Genomic DNA, 15,528 nt, shown 5'->3' on the forward strand with positions numbered 1-15,528 from the left:
GCTTGATGACGGGGTAGATCATCGTAACGCAGAACTGTCCCGCCCTTAGTTGGCACTGTGACTCGTCACATTTCTTTAGGTGGTGGTTTGACCTACATTTTCTTATGCTACAAAGTGTCCATTGAGATGACGGCTACTCACGCTAACTTTTCAACTTAGTAGTTTTAAAATATAAATTTGGGCAGATGAATGGAAAAAGACTTAATGATTTCTCTAGAGGGGTTTGCTAATGAAGCAGATGCTAACTCCTTAGGTAACACCGTCATGAGCATTGTTCGCGCTTTATATGAAAAACACCAACTTGATTTAACAAATTTAAAGCGTATCTTGATCTCGTATGATTTTCCAAATGCTCTAAAAAGAGTAACCGAGGAATACAACCACACTTCACCCTCTTCCTATACGAACTCGAAACAAGCCAGAGCAATAGCGCAACTAATTACTAAAGGTGCGCGTGAAGAGTTTACTCTTGTGTTGGGTATAGAATTCTTCTTTGAATGGTTCAATAATGACGGAAAGTTTGAACTTACTGAAGACAACATACATTTTGTCTTGCACCGAATCCATCATGAGTTAATTCACGTACACGAGAAGAATGTTTTAAATTGCTTGGACTCTTCTTTATTAGTTGATCAATATGATGATGCTCTATTAATGTCAGCTACAAGATCTTGGTCGGAATATCTAGCAAACCTTAATTCAGCATATTCTGCTCCTCAAGAAACCGTTACCTTATTTCTCGAACAACTAGATAGCGTGATCAAAGAGGTTCCAAATGAGATAGAAACTTTAGTTCTTCAGTACCAGTGTAAGTTAATTCCGTTAGATGAAATGTACCTTGCAGTAAAAGATAGAATTAAACTGATTGCTAATTCTTATGCGTATGCTTTTGGTTATGTTGATGCTTTAGGAATAGATCTGAATGACAATTTTCCTGAATTATCACAGAATCTTGTTGAGTGTAAGCTTTCAGATGTCATTCATAAGTTGGTAGTCAGTTTTAGAACCCTGACCAAGTTATATGATGAAGGGGCAATCGAAAATTATGACGCTTTCGATGAGGTCGTAAAAGTGATAGATAGTATGTTTGAATGCTTCGGCTTAACTCTAGAACGCACTCAGGATGAAAATGGCACGGGGCTATATATCCATGTAGGGTAAAAAAGCCAGTTTTGAATTAATGCATCTTTCACTAAATTTATCCTCAAGCCATTGAATCGATTTATAATGTACTTTGAATGAGTGTGGTATTATCGCCTCAGGATTTCAGTTAAATAGTTTGAGGCGGTAATGTATGGCTTCTTTTAGTTCATCTGAGATGGATATAATTGAGAAGTACTTAGGTATGAAGCAAGGATACGTTCTGGAGTTTAGTAACAGAACTTTTGCTGACTTCATGAAGAATTACGATGTCGATATTTATGGAGAAAGATTCAATTTTGCATCAGGCTCGAAGGCCAACCGTCTAAGGTCATTCATCAACCAATCTCCTGAAGTTCTGGTAGCGAATGTTCTATACGCTCTATCAAAAGAAAAGCAAAAAGAAACTAGTGGTGCAGCATGGTCTGAAGATGACCATCACCTGTCAATGGAATACATGTCTATCGTAGACAAGTTGAGAAAGCGTTCAATTGAAGCTTCTGAATCCTCATCAAGCTTTGTTCCATATTCAATACGAAATGGTCTCAATCCAAACTCAAACGGTTTTGGAATAATCGAGTTTCGTAATCTGTTCCTATACACATACAATACGATATTTTCGAAAGGGCTACTTGAGGAATATCTTGCTATCGAGTGCGAAGAGCACAACGTAGGAATCAAAGTAGATGTTGAGCATCATTTAATGGTGTCATTACGTAAAGATAATCTGTGGCCTATCCAAGATAAGTACCATATGTATAGTGAAGAGGATATCTTTGATCTGATCGAGTTTTTCTTTTCTAAAGTGAGTAGCCCGCAGTTTGGCCCATCTGCATCGTTCTACTGCGGTTATTGTCAGGAAGAACACAGTATGACTTTCCACAGGGAACAGGGTATCCAAGAATACTTGAAAGAAATCAATGCGATTCTTGCTTTATACGAGAAGCCCCATGAGTTAACTCAAGAAGGGATGGTTGTCGTCAGGCCTGAGTATGGTTTTGATAAGATTTTCAAAGCAGAGATACCAACGGAAGACGAACGTATTATCGATAAAGTTAACAGTGCTGTCTCAAGATTTAGACGTCATGGGTCGAGTATCGATGATCGCAAACATGCAGTGAGAGACTTGGCTGATATTCTTGAGAATGTGCGAGATGATATAAAGAAGCTCCTATCTAAAAAAGACGATCAAGCTCTATTCGATATTGCTAATAATTTTGGTATTAGGCATATGAACAGTAAGCAAAAAGACGACTATGATCCAGTGTGGTTAAGCTGGATGTTTTACTTCTACCTTTCGACTATTCATACAGTATTGAGAAGGCTCAAGGATCAGAACTGTAATGGATAGATATGAAGCAGATTTTGATGCTTGTTATAAGTAGTTCTTATAACAAGAAGTTGCTGTCGGACAATTTTCCCGCTGCACTCCGAAGTTTCCGCAGAGCGCGCGGCGTGATACAAAAGAGGATGGTTAAATGCCTTTGCAAATGGCACATGAACTTAGGTTCCCAATGGGAGCAACATCACCGTTAGATAATACTGTGGTCAATGATTTCTTATCGTTGATGAAAAGAGTTTCTGCGCCGAAAATGAGTAAGCAGCAAGTTGTTGAAATTTACAAGCAGCACTTGTGTAAGGTTTCTGGCGATTATTGAACAAGACCGATGCCTCTAGATACGTAAATTGTGCGATCTTATCCAGTTCTAGCCTCACCTCGATGGTTTCTTTAAGTCGATTCACGATACTTTTTCTAATCTGAAATGAGCTTTTTAGGGTAGCTACCCTAACGCATTTTTGTCCGTGCGACCTGAAGTCGTATGAAGCGTTGTTCACCGCTTTATGAGTGAACCGTCTGTATCACCAGATGAACCTACGAGCCTGAATAAAGCAGCGGCTCGGACAATGTAACGAAACTTGGCCGTTGGGCTGAGTGGGAAAAGAATCGTGAGAGGACGTTCCTCCTGAAAACCACAATTCGGGTAAGTGCTAGGTAGTCAGTATGATGAACATATGTGAATCCATTCAAGGTGCGTTATATGATGAAGCAGCGGAAGTGGTTATTACGCTGTAGCCAAAAGGCAATGAGAGTTGGAAAGAGGTTGGACAGTACTTTTTCGTGGTCACTGCACTCTCCGCACTATAGTGGGCATCTAACCCGACATTTTACGCAACATACGGAACAGGGTAAGCCTGTATCACTCCCTTTGGGAAAGCCTTTGTGGCCGATAGTGGTGCAGGTATAGGAGGTCGGAAAAAGCGAAAGCTACATTGTAATGATGCAGATACAGACTTATGTCTGATCACGAAAGTGAGCCCACTTCCGACTGGTCTTCCATTGCGAGAGAATTTGAAGAACTTTATTCAAGGAGAAAAGCAAATGGTGATCTCGAAAGAGATTAGTGCATCTTCTGACGGCGATCAATGGCAGTCCATCGACTGGAAATCCGTTGAAGTACACGTATTGAAGCTTCAAATGCGTATCGCAAAAGCAACTAGAGAAAAGAAATACGGTAAGGTGAAGTCTTTACAGTGGCTCTTGACTCATTCTCGCTCAGCCAAGCTTCTCGCGGTTAAGCGAGTCTCTCAGAATAAAGGCAGTAAAACGCTTGGAATAGACGGTGTCATCTGGAACACAGATGCACGCCGTATGAAAGCAGTCGATCAACTGAGTCGCAAGGCTTACTCCGCAAAACCACTCAAACGTATCTATATTCCCAAAAAGAACGGTAAGCTCAGGCCACTGGGTATTCAATGCATGATTGATAGAGCGCAACAAGCCCTCCACCTTCTTGCATTAGAGCCCGTGTCCGAAACGTTTGCCGACCTCAATAGCTATGGTTTTAGACCAAATCGCAGCACGGCTGACGCTGTCAGTCAGTGCTTCAAATGTTTAGCTCTAAAGCAATCCGCGAAATGGGTTCTTGAGGGAGATATTAAGGCTTGCTTCGACAAAATCGGGCATAAATGGCTGATGGACAATATCATTGTAGATAAACGAATGTTAGAGCAATGGTTAAAATCTGGCTATGTAGATAAGGGGCTGTTCTACGATACCGAAGAAGGTACACCTCAAGGTGGAATAATATCTCCAACCTTGATGCTAATGACTCTCGCGGGAATAGAGCAACAAATAAAATCTACAGCTCTGAAAATGGGTGCTAGGGCCAACTTTATCGGTTATGCGGATGATTTTGTGGTCATCTGCTCTTCAAAGGAAGTGCTAGTGAACGATATCAAACCGTTGATTGCTGGCTTTTTGGCAGAAAGAGGGTTAACCCTCTCCGAAGAAAAAACGAAGGTCACTCATATTGATGATGGCTTTGACTTTCTGGGTTTCAATCACAGGAAGTACAAAGGGAAATTGCTCATTAAACCGAGCAAATCCAATACGCTGTTATTCCTTAGAAATCTACGTGAACTTATTAAAAAGCACGCAACCATCCCTGTTAACGATCTTATCAAGTTGATAAATCCGAAACTTAGGGGATGGGCGAATTACTATCGCCACTGTGTTGCTAAACAAGTATTCGGGTATGTCGGCCACAAACTATTCCAAGCGTTATGGCACTGGGCAGTTAGACGTCATCCAACCAAGTCCAAAGACTGGGTTGTGCACAAGTATTTTCTCAATCGTAAAGGCCAGTGGCAATTTCACGGTTGGCAGAAAATCATGAACATGGACTGTCACTTCAATCTGTTCCAAATAGCGAAAGTGCCTATCGAAAGACACGTAAAAATTAGGAGTGCTGCGACCCCTTTTGACCCTCAATACCAAGAATATCTGGTGAAGAGAAAATCTAAAAGGCTAGCTCGTAACTCTTGGAAAGAGCCTGTCCCGACTGCGTTATAAGTTGCTGGGTATCAATGATGCCTTAGTGGAGGCTTGAGCCGTATGCAGTGAAAGTTGCACGTACGGTTCTTAGAGGGGCGGCACTTGGTAACAAGTGTCGTCTACTCGACAAATCCCTGTTAGTAGGTGCGATACTAATGGAAACCCAACCAACGAGGAATTTGTGATCGCCAAGCAATCGCTTGAGTTGCTATAATTAATAATAAAACATGGTTAAAAGCGAGCTTGTTGCTCGCTTTTTTTGTTCTTTATGTTGGATAGACCATCGCAAAGCACGCGTATGACGACGCAACCATCATTCACTAAATTGACTTTGCAACTGACTTTCGTCGCTCCCGAGTCAGCAAGGTGCGTATTGACTTGTTTACGATCCTAAATGTGTTTAGAACACAGTAAACCTTCATAAGAATAATTTTATCAATAGGCCGTTGACTAAATTCCACGGCCCATATCGTTTAAGACAATATAAGCTGAAACCTTTTAAAGGTGTTAGATAGGAAGGAAGTTTAATTTATGCGCAAATCAGATAAGAAGGTCGAGAATCTAATTAGAGGCGTGTTGACCGAAGTTTGTGAAGATACGTTAAAAGGCTATGATGGCTTTCTTTGGGTGACTCATACGGTAAAATTCTCTTCTTTTCCACAAAGCTTAGAAATAATCTGCGTATTCGAAACGAATCAAGATAGAGCAAACTTTTTAAGGGGAGAAGGCAGCCAGCATGTCTCAACAACTATCCAAGAAGCGTTTAATAAGGTAGGGGTGCAACTAAAGAACGTAAGTAAGCAAATTAGTTACGATACACAGCAAAAGTGTTAGTGCGGCCATCAATGGAAGTGAATTAGGGTTGTAGTGGGTATCCAAGGCTTTATTTTACGAGCTTTGATATAAAGTCTGAAGGCTAAGCTTACCTTCTTAGTCAAGTAGCTGAGACTGGCTTTACACCAAACTTACGCCCCGCCCTTGCAAGATCAGACAATAAATTCATTTTCCCACCTACGACTCACGGATAGTATTTATGTTTTTATGGAATTCTTTAAACTTTCTGATCACTGGATAATAGCACAAGAGTTTACAGCTTGAGTCAACAACGTCTGTATAGTTCATGTTGTTGAGCATTAGAGGAGAGCCAGAATATACATATATCCTAAATCGATTATTTTATGAATATGTGCAATGCATCTAAATAAAATGAAACAAACAAAGTAGACTACAAACATTTATTAAAGATAATCCCGAAACGTAACTTAATATTGTTACGCTTTTATTCAGAAGTGATATTTTTTGGTTCTTTATAACGAAAAGTTCATTTCATGAAAAAGATACTATCTCTTCTTATATTCCTGAGCCAGATCGTTTGCCCCTCAACACTGGCTGAAGATACTCTTCGCGTAGCCACATATAACAGTAAATTCTTATCAGCCTGCATGAATAAAGTGCGGGTAATCAATTACCAATACGTTGCTGCCAAGTTGAGTGATGTAGATGTTATTACACTATAGGAAGTTCGGGATAGATATTCTGTCGAGCGCTATTTTACGCCCGAAAAATGGAGTGTTAATCACGGATGATGATAGCACTGATGATATGAACCTTGCCTATGCGGTACTTAGCGGTGTGATATATCGACTTGAGCCTGGGAATTTAAAAAATGCAGACGATATAACTGATTTTGTTTTTGACAAAAAATTCCAATTTTATAGGTGAAAGACGTGTTCTCAAATTAATAATAAGTAATGGTGAAAAAGAAACTCTCATTTTAAATAATCATGCTAAATCACGATATAACGGAAGGAAAGTTACAGAACCGACAAGAGTGTCTTCTTCGGTTGATTTGGTCAATTATTTATCAATGGCCAATTACGCAAATTATATCCTTCTTGGCGATTTTAATGACACGTCTGACGACAGTTCATTGAACACATTAGAAAGCGGTACTAGGTACAGATCGTGGACATGAAACAGTCACAGTTACAAATACGGGGGAGAGTTCAAAGGGGAAGTAATATTACAAGATTTATCGCTGAAAAACACAATATTAAGACTGGATTTACCTACGGGGATATCTAAAACATTTACCATCACAACCGGAGTCAGATTAAACAATTCGGGGGATACTATCCGGCTTCTGGACAGATATGAAATTTTTATAGATGAAGTTGCTTACTCATTTAGCAAGGAAAATCAAACGCTCAAGGTTTTGAGAGTTAGTTAAATTATTTATAGAAAGGGAATGTAATGAAAAATAAATGGTGGTTACTGCTTTTTTTAGCATTTTTCAATGCAAAGGCTTTTGCATACGACAAATGGGATAAAGATGCTCAATATAATGCAGGCGATATTGTTGAAAGTAACGAGATTGTTTATTTTTCTTCGCACTGGAATCAAGGAACACAACCAGTAGACAATGATAATAAATGGGATGGTTGGATTAAACTAAACGAGACAAACCCTGAGTGGAATGCTGATACCACATATACTGGTGGTGATGTTGTTGCCTACAATGGTGATATATACCTATCAAAACAGTGGAATAAAAATGCTGCACCTAACGTCAGCGATCATTGGATTAAGATTGTTGGTAATGTCAAACCCGTAGAGCCACCGACGAAAAAACCAGATCCAGAAAGCAAGGAAGCCATTCTAGGTAAAGATACGAATAAAAACGGTATCAGCGATGAATTTGAAACTACCATCGCCGAAAACTACAGTTCAGAAGGCGATATCAAGCTAGCCAGTGCTGCAGCCATCCAATGGCGGTTAATGACGGAAGTTTTCTTTTCTGACGAACCGATATCTAAGAAATTCGCAAGCGACGCCTTATACGAGTCATCATTCATTTATAGCTGTATCTACCAAAAGAAAAAAGCCGATCGTAAATACATCTCTGTAAATCAATTGTATTTCACAACAATCGACAGATCAGCAGCATACCGCAAAGCTCAAGTGAAACTACTTGAGGCCAACAACCATGAAAGGCCGAAAGAAGTTTCAGAAGAAGACTGTGCAATTTACGATTAAAAGGGACAAAAAAATGAGACACTTATTACTAATACTATCCGCTCTGGTTCCTTCGTCGTATGCGTACGCTAACTGCACCCAAAATGTGGATAAGTTTAACCTATTTTATGTAAATGGAATGTTCACGAACAGCGAGGCATTTTCTCAAAACATACTAGAAATAAAACGCTTTTATGGCCGAAATCTCGCTGAATTGGACGTGACGAATTCAGGCGTTATCGTCGATGGTGAGCACAATCCAAGTGAATCTTTCTTATCGCAATTTGAGCAGGTGGCTAAACATAAGTTTTCTGAATTAAGCGCTAGCGAGGCCTCACAAGCCGAGATAGCTAGTTTGTTTAGCGGCTTCGAAGCAGCGGACTCGTTGCAAGATGATGTTACTGAGACTACCACTGTACTTAACAGTATTTTGGCTGAAATTGACAATACCTATAGTCAAGATGGCACATATACCCGCTCTGTTGCTAAGTTAACCAGCCTGCTAAATGAATGTAAGAGGACCATGATAATTGGGCATAGCCAAGGTAATTTCTATGCTAACGCTCTCCTTGATGGCATGTATAGTTCATTTACATACCAAGATGGTTCTACACTGCTTCAGTACCCTATGCTTGGGTATTTCGGCTTTGCATTGCCAACGAGCTCTGTCGGTGGAACAACTGGTCAGTATTATTTCCCAGAATTGGTAGACCATATTACTAACGATAATGATTTTATTATGGCCGCTGTTAGACACACTCTAGGCGCTGTTCCGGCAAATTATAATAACTCGTTTACCTTTAGTGACTGGACTGGACATGCACTCACAACGTCCTATCTCGATAAGCAAGGGCAGAGCCATAGGGCATCAATAAGCATCAAAGATATTGCACGGCAATTCGTCCCTATGCCGCTCACAGAACAACATAGGACAAATAGTTCATCTATCAATAGTTATGGGTACAGTGTTCATAGCGAAGTGTTGGACATTGAGTTTCACGACAACTCGTCATACCGCTATGTATACGTACCTCGCGACGTCCTAGAGGGTTTCCATGAGGCGGGTTCAAAGGGGGGCTACTTTAACTCACAAATTCGCGATAAATACCAATTTATAAAGATGAATTAACTCCCGTTAGCCATGACAGTGGCGGCAAAATAGCCGCCCTCTTTGTATTCTTGCGGCACCATGATTTTGGCCATCTGATGAGGAGGCGTACAACTACTCACCGACTTAGACCCTTGAAGTAATTCATAGATTACTAAATTAGTAAAATCACTGACAAACTTTTGTCCAAAAACGTGTTGGTCGATGCGATGTTAATAGATATACAACCAACGAAGAATTCGTGATTGCTCAACAGTCGGTTGAACTGCTTTAATCATCAGCGACGGAAAAGTTTAAGAGATAGTAAAGTAGGCAGAATTGGAATAGAGCCGCGACACCTATCTCCTAATAAATAACAAACGTGTATAGCCGTCATTCCGCAGCCAATTTCAGAATTAAAATAATGTGATCCAGTGATCGTTTACAACTGTTAGTGCGACAGACATCTTGACCGCGATCCCCAGTTTTGATCTATTACTGTTATTTAATGGTCACTTATTATGTCTGCTGCTCAACCTGTCATTAAACGCCTAGACCACTTAGGGTTAATCGCTGCTTTCTGTCATGAAGTCGATTTACCAGGCATTATTGATCACATCATTCCCAAGTACTCGGATCACAACGTCTCACACGGCGATGCAGTCTTAGCAATGATTCTTAATGGTCTTGGCTTTCACAGTAGAACGCTGCATATGTTCTCTGACTTCTTCGAGACGAAGCCTGTTGCCAAGTTGCTCGCTAAAGACATTGAAGCGCACCATTTAACTGACGATGTACTCGGACGTACGTTAGATGCTTTATATGAAGCTGATGTGTCCGCACTTTATCAAGCGATTGCAGAGCATGTCGTTGATAAGCTTGGGCTTAAAGCAGACTCTGTCCACCTTGATATCACGAGTTTTCATGTCGATGGTGAATACGCCCAAGACGAAGATCTTAATGCCATCAAACTGATAAAAGGCTACAGCCGAGACCACCGTCCAGAGCTAAATCAAGTGGTCCTTGAGTTGATTTGTGAAAACCAAGCAGGCCTACCTGTTTACATGCAAGCGCTCAGTGGCAACACCAATGATGCTAAGGCATTTTCAGAGGTCACTAAACGGCATATTCATTGCCTAAAGGCAGCTCAAAACAGTCGCTACTTCATCGCTGATGCCGCCCTATACACCGAGGAAAGCATTCGTTCACTGGATGAGCAACAACAGAAGTTTATTACGCGTGTTCCAATGACCATTAAGTCAGCCAAAGAAGCCTTAATGAACCTTGAGCCAGAGCAGTTGAACCGTATCGGCAATGGCTACTCGGGTTGCTGGGTTGATGCTGACTATGGCTCGGTATCTCAGAAGTGGCTGTTGGTTCATAGTGAACAAGCAACCAAGCGAGAAGAAGCAACGCTCTATAAGAACTTAGACAAAAATATCACCAAAGAGCTGAAAGCACTGGGACAACTAATGAAAAAGAAGTTTGCTTGCGCAGTGGATGCCGAGCAAGCAATGAGCGACTTCGCTAGCCAGTGTTATTTGCTTGGCTTTGCGCAACCAACCATCGTTAAAGAGCCAATCTATTCAGGTCGCGGTCGGCCGAAGAAAGACGCAGAGCCAACGGGATACCACTATTTGATAGATGCTACGCCTTATACCGATCTAGAAAAAGTGAAAATGGCCAAGCTTAAAGTAGGTATGTTTATTCTCGCCACCAACGATACTGACTACGCCGATCTAACAATGGCTGCGCTACTTGAGCATTACAAGTCTCAGCAAAAGGTAGAGCGCGGATTTCGCTTCTTGAAGAGCCCTGAGTTCCTAACATCATCAATTTTCCTGAAGAAACCTCAGCGAATCGAGGCATTGCTGATGATCATGACGCTTAGCCTACTCGTTTACGCAAGCTTAGAGCACAAAATCCGAGATAGTCTCACTAAGACCGAGGAATTCTTTCCTAGCATGGTAAAGAACAAGACGACAACCAAACCGACGGCACGTTGGGTATTCTTAAAATTCGAAGGTATCGACACACTCGAATTTGGCGGTCAAAGCTTCATCACGGGTGTTCAGGAGCATCAGACTCGGCTGCTTAAGCTTCTTGGCGTACTGTATGAAGCGGTTTATTCCTAAATTGGCTGCGGAATCTCGGGTATATGGATGAATACGTAACCATTGTTTAAGTTGGGTGATTAATTGCCAATATGGCGTAGTTTTGAGCGTTTGAATCATTTACTTAAAGTTAACTGTTGACCTAGTTTTTTTTTTCGTTAAAGTACGCCTCGTTCTCACGACAAAGCTCGTTGAGGCAGGTGGTGTTACCATCGCATGATTGCGTTGCCCTGGTGGTGGAATTGGTAGACACAAGGGATTTAAAATCCCTCGGCGTTCGCGCTGTGCCGGTTCAAGTCCGGCCCGGGGCACCATCAACTCTTTCTGATAGAGATATAAATCAGACAAGGCGCCTTGGCAGAGTGGCTATGCAGCGGATTGCAAATCCGTGGACCTCGGTTCGACTCCGGGAGGCGCCTCCATCATTTCAAAAGCCAGTCTTCAATGACTGGCTTTTTTCGTTTCAAAGTCTGAAGATTCATCCCTTTTATCTTTTCTGCATCTATCGCGCGACTTCTTATTCGATATCATTCAGCTTGTTTGACTACCATTCAATATTTTATACGATAATACCTATCGTGAGTTTGCCCATCTTAATTGATTCACAATTGTATCAGTCGAGTGATGCCCATTTTCTTTGCTTGTGATCCGAATAGTCTGTCTTTCGCAATAACGAAAGGTGCTCATCAGTGACGGTAAATGAACAGTGTCGAGGCGTCATTAATCCATGATTCATCGTCGTTTAATCGAAGTAATATCGATTGTCGAGATCGTTCATGTGCGTATTTTATATTTTTAACCAATGCATAATGAGACTGAGAATCAAGTTTAAACCAGCGGTGAAACCTCCACTGTCCTTGACGGTTAAGACAATATTTATGTGTGTCCACTCACGCTCTTATATGGTTGATGTAGGTGACGCCTGGCTGACCATCACCATAACGCTAGAAAGTCAAAGTCATCAATAGCGGCTTAATTTCATTCACTATGCTACCACACAGCAATACACGACTATTAATTCGCGAAGGGAAGTTACGAGCCTCGGAACGGTTGTTGGATAACGGGAAAATCTCTCCGAAATAGGACGCTTTCTTCACGTTAAAACGCATGTGATACAGACAGGATCTTTCCCATCGAAACGTTTCGATGGAAAGTGTGATTTAGGTAAAGTTTTCTTATGCGTTGATGTTTGAATTACTGATCATTCTCACACCTTATCGATCCGGCGCTGGTCAAATCAGCACGGCGAATTATTATTGCATCGAAACGTTTCGATGAGTTTTTTGTTAATAATGAAAACCCTTTAAAACAGACGCTCATGGTTGTATGAACGTGTAACCGAAAGGTCAATAAGATGAAAAAAAGCACCCTAATTAACTCAGATATTTCTTACTTAGTTGCAACGCTAGGTCATACGGATGAGATCACGATTTGTGATGCGGGCCTGCCGATCTCGGAACATGTACAGCGGATTGATTTAGCGCTGACTCATGGTGTTCCAAGCTTTCTTGATACCGTGCGAGTGATTTTATCTGAGTCACAAATTGAAGGGGTCATTATTGCTGAAGAGTTTTCCGACTTTAGTCCTGTGTTACATAAATCGCTGCTTGATGAATTGAGTAAAGAAAGCGAAAAAAACGGCAAACCCATCGAGATCAGCTATGTATCACACGAAGCATTTAAGGTTCGCACACAACAAAGTCGTGCCGTCATTCGTACTGGCGAATGTACGCCATATGCGAACGTTATTTTCCAAGCTGGTGTGGTTTTTTAAGCCAGAGAATTTGAGGACAGATTATGACTCAAGCTATCCTACAACTGAGTGACATCGAAAAAGCGTTTCCTGGTGTTAAAGCACTGGATAAAGCCAGCCTTAACGTTTACCCGGGCCGCGTGATGGCGCTCATGGGAGAGAACGGGGCGGGTAAGTCCACGTTGATGAAGGTTTTAACCGGCATCTATCACTTGGATGCCGGCAGTATTCGATATCAAGGTCAACCAGCGTCGTTCAAAGGACCGCGTGATTCGCAAGAAGCTGGGATCAGTATTATCCACCAAGAGCTGAACTTAATCCCTGAGTTGACCATTGCTGAAAACATTTATCTAGGCCGTGAATTTACGGGCTCTATGGGCCGTATTCAGTGGAGTAAAATGTATCAAGCCGCCGATAAGCTTCTCGCACGCTTGAATGTAAAACACAGTTCTAAAACCTTGCTTGGTGATTTAAGCCTAGGTGAGCAACAAATGGTAGAAATAGCCAAGGCGCTCTCTTTTGAGTCAAAAGTGATCATCATGGATGAGCCGACCGATGCCCTCACCGATACTGAAACTGAGTTTTTGTTTAAAGTCATCAATGAGCTTCGTGACCAAGGCTGCGGCATCGTTTACATCTCGCACCGATTAAAAGAAATCTTTGAAATCTGTGATGACATCACGATACTTCGCGATGGTAAGTTTATTGGGGAGTGTCAAGTCTCTGATACCAACGAAGATGGCCTGATCGAAAAGATGGTAGGGCGCAAGTTGGAAGAGCAGTATCCACGTATTGATGTGACTCACGGCGAAACATGCTTAGAAGTGATCGGGTTGACCGGCTCTGGTGTTCAAGATGTGAGTTTCAATTTAAAACGTGGTGAAATCCTTGGTATTTCTGGCTTGATGGGCGCGGGTCGTACCGAGTTAATGAAAGTGATTTACGGTGCGTTGCCAAGCGAGCGTGGCGTTATCAATCTAGATAACAAAAGCGTCAATCCGGTTAGTCCGCAAGATGGCTTGGCTAACGGTATCGCCTACATTTCAGAAGATCGAAAAGGAGATGGTTTAGTTCTTGGATTATCGGTTAAAGAAAACATGTCGCTTTGCGCGCTTAACCATTTAACCAAAGGTTGCCAAATTCAACACGGTGATGAAGTGATTGCCGTAGAAGACTTTATCAAACTGTTCAATATTAAAACACCAACTCGAGACCAAATCATCGGTAACCTTTCGGGTGGTAATCAACAGAAAGTGGCGATTGCGAAAGGGTTGATGACGAAGCCTAAAGTTTTGATTTTGGATGAGCCAACACGAGGTGTCGATGTCGGTGCCAAAAAAGAAATTTATCAATTGATCAATAAGTTTAAAGCCGAAGGGATGAGCATCATCTTGGTTTCTTCTGAGATGCCGGAAGTGCTTGGGATGAGCGACCGTATTATCGTGATGCATGAAGGTCGTATTACAGGCGAATTCGATGCGAAAGACGCCGATCAAGAAAAACTACTCGCCTGTGCCGTGGGCAAAAAGATAAATGAGGAAGCAGCATGAGTACCAATACCATGAGCAAACCGACTGAAGCAGTCAGCAAAAAGCTGCTGAATAAAGAATGGTTGATTGAACAGAAATCACTGATTGCCTTAATATTTTTGATTGTTGTTGTGTCATTTTTAAATCCTAACTTTTTTACGTTAGATAACATTCTGAATATTCTTCGCCAAACCTCCGTCAACGCGATTATTGCTGTCGGTATGACACTGGTTATTTTAACCGCGGGGATTGACTTGAGTGTTGGTTCGGTACTGGCGCTTTGTGGGGCCTTTGCCGCTAGCTTAATTGCCATAGAAGTACCAGTATTAGTGGCTATCCCAACGGCTTTGTTCGCGGGCGCAGCTCTGGGCGCTATCAGCGGCATCATCATAGCGAAAGGCAAGGTACAAGCTTTTATCGCAACGCTGGTTACCATGACGCTATTACGCGGTGTGACGATGGTTTACACCGAAGGTCGCCCAATCTCGGCCGGTTTTACTGATACAGCAGACGCATTTGCATGGTTTGGTACGGGTTACGCGCTTGGTATTCCAGTACCAGTTTGGTTGATGGTGGCTGTGTTTGCAGCAGCTTGGTACCTACTTAATCACACTCGCTTTGGCCGTTATGTTTACGCGGTGGGTGGTAATGAATCTGCGGCTCGTTTGTCGGGCATTAACGTCGACCGTGTAAAAATGGGCGTGTATGCCATCTGCGGTATGTTGGCAGCATTGGCGGGTATTATTGTTACCTCTCGCCTCTCTTCTGCACAGCCAACCGCAGGCATGGGCTACGAGCTAGACGCCATCGCAGCCGTTGTTTTGGGCGGTACAAGCTTAATGGGTGGTAAAGGCCGTATCATGGGGACACTCATCGGTGCTTTGATTATCGGCTTCCTAAACAATGCACTAAACCTACTTGATGTTTCTTCTTACTACCAAATGATTGCGAAAGCAGTGGTTATCTTGCTTGCGGTTTTAGTGGACAACAAAAACAAGTAATTCATAACAATCTACCTATAAATATATATAAATCTGTGAATACAAACTGAGCCA

At 41.9% G+C, this 15,528-nt stretch carries 11 protein-coding genes and 2 tRNA genes; all 13 read left to right on the plus strand.

The window, feature by feature from the left end; all coding sequences use genetic code 11:
* The first annotated feature begins 189 nt into the window (after window positions 1–189).
* The 13 genes from ATG66_RS03160 to rbsC all read left to right on the plus strand — a co-directional run bounded on the left by ATG66_RS03160 (window position 190) and on the right by rbsC (window position 15,474).
* Window positions 190–1,161, plus strand: coding sequence for a hypothetical protein (locus tag ATG66_RS03160; protein ID WP_098413922.1), 972 nt, complete (start codon window positions 190–192; stop codon window positions 1,159–1,161).
* A gap of 133 nt (window positions 1,162–1,294) precedes the next feature.
* Window positions 1,295–2,491 (plus strand): hypothetical protein, encoded by a 1,197-nt coding sequence (locus tag ATG66_RS03165; protein WP_098413923.1) that lies wholly within the window; start codon window positions 1,295–1,297, stop codon window positions 2,489–2,491.
* A gap of 127 nt (window positions 2,492–2,618) precedes the next feature.
* Window positions 2,619–2,798, plus strand: coding sequence for a hypothetical protein (locus ATG66_RS03170; RefSeq protein WP_098413924.1), 180 nt, complete (start codon window positions 2,619–2,621; stop codon window positions 2,796–2,798).
* A 722-nt stretch (window positions 2,799–3,520) separates the two neighbouring features.
* The gene (ltrA, locus tag ATG66_RS03175) at window positions 3,521–4,993 is read left to right on the plus strand and encodes a group II intron reverse transcriptase/maturase (protein ID WP_010430665.1); all 1,473 of its coding nucleotides are present in this window, start codon (window positions 3,521–3,523) and stop codon (window positions 4,991–4,993) included.
* 513 nt (window positions 4,994–5,506) lie between these two features.
* Complete coding sequence (locus ATG66_RS03185; protein ID WP_098413925.1) at window positions 5,507–5,809, plus strand: Fis family transcriptional regulator; 303 nt, start codon at window positions 5,507–5,509, stop codon at window positions 5,807–5,809.
* Between the two features lie 1,419 nt (window positions 5,810–7,228).
* Complete coding sequence (locus tag ATG66_RS03195) at window positions 7,229–8,011, plus strand: carbohydrate-binding protein (protein WP_098413927.1); 783 nt, start codon at window positions 7,229–7,231, stop codon at window positions 8,009–8,011.
* Window positions 8,012–8,096: 85 nt separating this feature from the next.
* Window positions 8,097–9,119, plus strand: a complete 1,023-nt coding sequence (locus tag ATG66_RS20930) for a KTSC domain-containing protein (protein ID WP_218925169.1) — start codon at window positions 8,097–8,099, stop codon at window positions 9,117–9,119.
* A gap of 479 nt (window positions 9,120–9,598) precedes the next feature.
* The gene (locus ATG66_RS03205) at window positions 9,599–11,212 is read left to right on the plus strand and encodes an IS1634 family transposase (RefSeq protein WP_098413928.1); all 1,614 of its coding nucleotides are present in this window, start codon (window positions 9,599–9,601) and stop codon (window positions 11,210–11,212) included.
* A 206-nt stretch (window positions 11,213–11,418) separates the two neighbouring features.
* Window positions 11,419–11,505 (plus strand) — tRNA-Leu (locus tag ATG66_RS03210).
* A gap of 34 nt (window positions 11,506–11,539) precedes the next feature.
* A tRNA-Cys gene (locus ATG66_RS03215) sits at window positions 11,540–11,613 on the plus strand.
* A gap of 932 nt (window positions 11,614–12,545) precedes the next feature.
* Complete coding sequence (rbsD, locus tag ATG66_RS03220; RefSeq protein ID WP_098413929.1) at window positions 12,546–12,965, plus strand: D-ribose pyranase; 420 nt, start codon at window positions 12,546–12,548, stop codon at window positions 12,963–12,965.
* Window positions 12,966–12,988: 23 nt separating this feature from the next.
* Window positions 12,989–14,494 carry a ribose ABC transporter ATP-binding protein RbsA gene (gene rbsA, locus ATG66_RS03225; protein WP_098413930.1) on the plus strand — a complete coding sequence of 502 codons (1,506 nt, stop codon included), beginning with the start codon at window positions 12,989–12,991 and terminating at the stop codon, window positions 14,492–14,494.
* Window positions 14,491–15,474: a ribose ABC transporter permease gene (gene rbsC, locus ATG66_RS03230; RefSeq protein ID WP_098413931.1), complete on the plus strand. Its 984-nt coding sequence runs from the start codon at window positions 14,491–14,493 to the stop codon at window positions 15,472–15,474. Before rbsA ends, rbsC begins: the two co-directional genes overlap by 4 nt.
* Window positions 15,475–15,528: the final 54 nt, after the last annotated feature.

Origin of the sequence: Vibrio sp. ES.051, from assembly GCF_002563795.1 — a bacterium.
GTDB lineage: Bacteria > Pseudomonadota > Gammaproteobacteria > Enterobacterales > Vibrionaceae > Vibrio.

Excerpts from the sequence above, each read along its gene's own strand:
- ATG66_RS03160 (WP_098413922.1), top strand. The coding sequence starts at position 190 with ATGGAAAAAGACTTAATGATTTCTCTAGAGGGGTTTGCTAATGAAGCA.
- ATG66_RS03165 (WP_098413923.1), top strand. The coding sequence starts at position 1,295 with ATGGCTTCTTTTAGTTCATCTGAGATGGATATAATTGAGAAGTACTTA.
- ATG66_RS03170 (WP_098413924.1), top strand. The coding sequence starts at position 2,619 with ATGCCTTTGCAAATGGCACATGAACTTAGGTTCCCAATGGGAGCAACA.
- ltrA (WP_010430665.1), top strand. The coding sequence starts at position 3,521 with ATGGTGATCTCGAAAGAGATTAGTGCATCTTCTGACGGCGATCAATGG.
- ATG66_RS03185 (WP_098413925.1), top strand. The coding sequence starts at position 5,507 with ATGCGCAAATCAGATAAGAAGGTCGAGAATCTAATTAGAGGCGTGTTG.
- ATG66_RS03195 (WP_098413927.1), top strand. The coding sequence starts at position 7,229 with ATGAAAAATAAATGGTGGTTACTGCTTTTTTTAGCATTTTTCAATGCA.
- ATG66_RS03205 (WP_098413928.1), top strand. The coding sequence starts at position 9,599 with ATGTCTGCTGCTCAACCTGTCATTAAACGCCTAGACCACTTAGGGTTA.
- rbsD (WP_098413929.1), top strand. The coding sequence starts at position 12,546 with ATGAAAAAAAGCACCCTAATTAACTCAGATATTTCTTACTTAGTTGCA.
- rbsA (WP_098413930.1), top strand. The coding sequence starts at position 12,989 with ATGACTCAAGCTATCCTACAACTGAGTGACATCGAAAAAGCGTTTCCT.
- rbsC (WP_098413931.1), top strand. The coding sequence starts at position 14,491 with ATGAGTACCAATACCATGAGCAAACCGACTGAAGCAGTCAGCAAAAAG.